The sequence below is a fragment of the Coleofasciculus sp. FACHB-712 genome, assembly GCF_014695635.1.
Classification (GTDB): Bacteria; Cyanobacteriota; Cyanobacteriia; order Cyanobacteriales; family FACHB-T130; genus FACHB-T130.
In genome coordinates this window covers 1-4,358 of sequence record NZ_JACJOQ010000230.1, presented here as the reverse complement: position 1 = coordinate 4,358, position 4,358 = coordinate 1, and the positions used below count along the sequence as shown (strand labels likewise).

Sequence of the window (4,358 nt, the reverse complement as noted above, 5' to 3'; positions counted from 1 at the left end):
GGCACGTTAACCTTGCCGTTGGCGCAGAAGGTAAAGCAGGCAATTGGCTTGGAGATGCAGCCAGAAGCAGTCGAGCAAGCGACTCTCAATGCCCAATTGAATAACATCACGAATGTAAAGTTTTATACGGGAACCGTAGAGACGTTGTTGCCCACGCTGGACGTGAAGCCAGATATTGTATTGCTCGATCCCCCGCGGCAGGGATGCGTTAGCTCAGGGCGTCCGAAGGACGGTCGCGATGTCTTAGAAACCCTTTTAGAAATTCAGCCGAGTCGGATTGTCTACGTTAGTTGTAAACCCGCTACCCTAGCTCGCGATCTTAAATTATTGTGTCAATCGGGTGCCTATAAGCTAACCCGCGTACAACCTGCTGACTTCTTTCCCCAAACGTCTCACGTTGAATGTGCCGCCGTTCTTGTACGCCAATGACGGCCCTCTGTAGTGTACTTGACTGAGGTTCGGGGTGGCTTTTTTAGAAGATTTTGTTACAATAGAGAAAGTGGTTTATCCTACAACTTTTAGGATAGAAAGCACTCCTCTAGAGGTCAGAAGTTAGCATGTTATTCGTATCCGTCAGAAAGCTAGCAATTTGCCAAGTAATCTAACGGAAAAATGTAGTTGGTATCCTCGATTAAAAAAAGAGAGTACCGGACAAATACGCAATGATTAATGCTTGGCGATAGGTGTACTTAAGCCTGGACATCATCTCGAATCTACGTGATTCCTCTGATTGTACGCAAGAGATGTTGTACGCATAAGATGAGTCCAAAACTACTCGTATCAAAGCTGTATAGCGCTACGCGCATACCCTTCGGCATCTGACTGTTAATTCTATTGAATGAAAGTCTAGAGGTTTTTTGAGTGATTGCTATCTCACAGCGTCCGGTAAGGCGAACTTGGGGCACGATAAGCTTCGCTTCTACCCTCTACCTTTGTCCCGTTCTAGATCTTCTGTTAGCTCAGATTCCATCCCGGTGGCAAGCAGAAATTCGGCTAGGGCTGCAAGAGGCGCTAGTCAATGCGGCAAAACACGGCAATAAGCTCGATCCCAGTAAGACCGTGTCCGTCCGCTTTTCGATGGTAGAAGGACAATATTGGTGGGTAATTTCAGACGAAGGAACGGGCTTTTCTCCCCCCTGTGATTGCCATTCTGACCCCGAACAACATCTCCCTGACGACGAAGCAGAAAGCGGCAGAGGCATGTGTATCCTCCACCAAATCTTCGATCAAGTCCACTGGAACCACCAGGGAACGGAACTCAGACTCTGCAAGCAAGTCAGAAATCGCTTCCGGCAACCCCTGCTTTTCTAACGGTTGTGTCCATGAGTTGGGCAAGGCGGTGCTGAGATAGACTTGTCCAGCCAGCCAGAAGCCTGCTGAAAGCGCACCAACGCTTCTTCCGGTTGATCTTTCAGGAGGAATACCAGTGCGGCGATAGCTTGTTCGCCAGCGCGAACTTTGCGGTTAGATTTGAGCCGATGCCAATCATTCGGTTGAATACTCAAGCGTTCTGCCAGAGCTTGAGCGAGTTCCAGGGTACTCAGTTCGTTCAAGTCAGAGGTTTTAGAAAGCTGGGTCGGTTGAGACATACTGAAGATAGACTCGCATTTATCCCTACTCTACTGTATGCCGCGCCGTCCAAAAGGATCAGATCCATCACCTTCCCCACTTGGGGATCAAGAGCAATTTGAGCGATCGCTCTTGGACGTTGAGACTTCGCTTGCGGATCTCAAAGAACGCTACGTCCAAGCGCAGCAAGACAAGCAACGGCAAGCAGAACTCCAGGAACGATTAGACGAGATAAAAAAGGAACAAAAGCTTTCCCAGCAGCGACAACTTCAAGTCGAGCTGCGGCGCATCAAAGAAGAGCTGGATACTATAGAACTTAACTTAGAAAGTCGTCTATTTTCTTGGGACAGTTTAAAAGAACCTTTTTGGCAAGCTGTCCGCTTTGCAGGACTTGGCATTGTTGTAGGCTGGATCTTGAAGTCCTGCGCTGGGTAGGGGTTAGCAGGTTGAAAAGGTGGCAAGTTGAAAGTTAAAGCTTCAACCCTCAATTTTCAACCCTTTAACTATCGAAACCTTCACTTAGCAGATAACAACAGATAACAACATGGTGACTCGACGGATTGCAGACATATTGCGAAATGGTCAGCCAGATGAGCCGCTGACGATCAAAGGCTGGGTACGAACGAAGCGGGAATTGAAAGAATGTGCCTTTGTTGAAGTCAACGATGGCTCATCAATGGCTAATCTCCAAGTGGTACTCAATCCGGATTTGTCAGATTATGGAAACATCATTAAGCAGCTGAACACGGGTGCTTCTGTAGAAGTTGCGGGTGTGCTGGTAGAGTCTCCGGCAAAAGGACAGCGGATTGAGCTGAAGGCAGAAACGGTGAAAGTCTATGGGGAAGCCGATCCCGAAACCTATCCGTTGCAAAAGAAACGTCACTCATTTGAGTTTTTGCGAACAATTGGACATTTGCGATCGCGCACCAATTCCTTTGGCGCAGTGTTCCGCGTCCGCAACGCCTGTTCCTATGCAATTCACCAATTCTTTCAAGAGCGAGGATTTCTCTGGGTTCATACTCCGATTATCAGCGCTAGCGACTGTGAAGGGGCGGGAGAGATGTTTACCGTCACCAACCTCAACCTGAAGGATATCCCCCGCACAAACGCCCAGGAGATTGATTACAGCAAAGACTTTTTTGGACGCCCTGCCTATCTCACCGTCAGCGGACAACTGGAAGCTGAAGTCATGGCGATGGCATTCAGCAATGTTTATACTTTTGGCCCCACCTTCCGAGCAGAAAATTCCAATACTTCTCGCCACTTGGCAGAATTTTGGATGGTAGAACCAGAAATGGCTTTCTGCGATTTAGAAGGCAATATGGACTTAGCAGAAGCCTTCCTGAAGCACGTTTTCAAGTATGTGCTGGAGACGTGTCCTGAAGACATGGAGTTTTTTAACCAGCGGATTGATAACTCCGTTCTCGCTACAGCAGACAATATTATTAACAACGAGTTTGAACGGTTGGCTTATACGGATGCGATCGCGCTTTTGGAAAAAGCCGATAAAAAATTCGAGTATCCCGTCAAATGGGGCTTGGATTTGCAGTCAGAACACGAACGCTATCTGGCTGAAGAAGTCTTCAAAAAACCTGTCATCCTCACCGACTACCCAGTAGAAATTAAAGCCTTTTATATGCGTTTGAGCGACGATGAAAAAACCGTCCGCGCAATGGATATCCTCGCTCCCAAAATTGGCGAAATTATTGGGGGATCGCAGCGGGAAGAACGCCTAGACGTGCTAGAGCGAAGAATTCAAGCTCAAGGGCTAAATCCAGCCGATTATTGGTGGTATCTCGATTTACGGCGCTATGGCACGGTTCCTCACGCTGGCTTTGGTTTGGGGTTTGAGCGCTTAGTACAATTTATGACCGGAATGGGCAATATTCGGGATGTGATCCCCTTCCCTCGTGCGCCATTAACTGTAGATTTTTAAGTTCAGTAGAGTGGGCAATACCCACTCTACTGAAAGCCCAAAAAGCACAAGGGCAAAGTATGAACTCTTGAAACTATATTTAATTAGCTGACTTGACACGACGGCGGCTGCGACTTAGTAAGGCAAGCGCACCGAAACCGAGCAAAGAGCCAACAGTACCAGGCTCAGGGACGGAAGTGGCAGCAAGACCAACAATATTGCCGCCGCCACTGAAAGTGCCTAGTGTCGTAGCAGCACCTGTGCCCAAGTTGATGCTGTAAATGTTCGAGCCAGAAGCTGCGAAGGCATTATTGACGATGCTACCTCCCTTCTTGGTCGTTACAATGTCAAATCCTCCAGTTTCGCCGAAATCAACACCCAGGGAGCCTATCGTGTTCAGGATGCCAGCATTGGGTGGGTTCTGCTGAACCAATGTGTCGAGAGCAAAGTCAATTCCGTACAGTGCGGTTGTGGTTGTCCCAGCAAACGAATTAGTGTAGGCAGCAGCGGTAATATTGGGGTTAGCTCCGAAGTTGGGATCGCCAGATGCATAGTTTAAGGTTCCATCAGTAATCACTGCACCAGTATCCACGTTTATGCGAAGGTTTTGGTCATTGCTACCAACAAGCCGCAGGCGGTCAGGTACTGGATTGAAGTCAAATCCTGACGTGACTCCTCCAGAGAAGGGAGCACTGAGGTTACTTACCAAAGTCGCAGCACCTGTGGTGGTGTCAATCGTATAAATACCGTTCTTGTCTGTGACACCGTAGAGGAGACCATCGGCTGGTCGAAAGTCAATCCCTAGCACAGTCCCATCAACCCCTGCAATCTTTACGGTGCTAGAAATCTTGGAAAGTTTGCGGTTAAAGAAAAC

Annotated in this window: 6 protein-coding genes; 4 read left to right on the top strand and 2 right to left on the bottom strand. The window is 48.2% G+C overall.

The features are described 5' to 3' along the window. On the top strand, nt 1–429 hold a 429-nt coding region (locus tag H6F50_RS06610), incomplete at its 5' end, for a methyltransferase domain-containing protein (RefSeq protein ID WP_190427746.1). A 432-nt stretch (nt 430–861) separates the two neighbouring features. Continuing rightward, complete coding sequence (locus H6F50_RS06605; RefSeq protein ID WP_190427744.1) at nt 862–1,311, top strand: ATP-binding protein; 450 nt, start codon at nt 862–864, stop codon at nt 1,309–1,311. Here H6F50_RS06605 and H6F50_RS06600 read toward each other — a convergent pair. Then, a complete protein-coding gene (locus tag H6F50_RS06600) occupies nt 1,308–1,589 on the bottom strand; it encodes a DUF6439 family protein (protein WP_190427741.1) in 282 nt (93 codons plus the stop codon). The genes H6F50_RS06605 and H6F50_RS06600 overlap by 4 nt on opposite strands. Before the next feature lie 37 nt (nt 1,590–1,626). Between H6F50_RS06600 and H6F50_RS06595 the strand changes: the two genes are divergently transcribed. Both H6F50_RS06595 and asnS read left to right on the top strand, forming a co-directional pair. Further along, nucleotides 1,627–2,004: a DUF2203 domain-containing protein gene (locus H6F50_RS06595; protein ID WP_190427739.1), complete on the top strand. Its 378-nt coding sequence runs from the start codon at nt 1,627–1,629 to the stop codon at nt 2,002–2,004. 109 nt (nt 2,005–2,113) lie between these two features. Next, nucleotides 2,114–3,505 (top strand): asparagine--tRNA ligase, encoded by a 1,392-nt coding sequence (gene asnS, locus H6F50_RS06590; RefSeq protein WP_190427737.1) that lies wholly within the window; start codon nt 2,114–2,116, stop codon nt 3,503–3,505. Between the two features lie 79 nt (nt 3,506–3,584). Here the strand turns inward: asnS and H6F50_RS06585 are convergent. Continuing rightward, a partial coding sequence (locus H6F50_RS06585) for a DUF4394 domain-containing protein (protein ID WP_190427735.1) occupies nt 3,585–4,358 on the bottom strand: 774 nt, incomplete at its 5' end.

Coding starts and splice junctions, on each gene's coding strand:
- asnS (WP_190427737.1), top strand. CDS start 2,114: ATGGTGACTCGACGGATTGCAGACATATTGCGAAATGGTCAGCCAGAT.
- H6F50_RS06595 (WP_190427739.1), top strand. CDS start 1,627: ATGCCGCGCCGTCCAAAAGGATCAGATCCATCACCTTCCCCACTTGGG.
- H6F50_RS06600 (WP_190427741.1), bottom strand. CDS start 1,589: ATGTCTCAACCGACCCAGCTTTCTAAAACCTCTGACTTGAACGAACTG.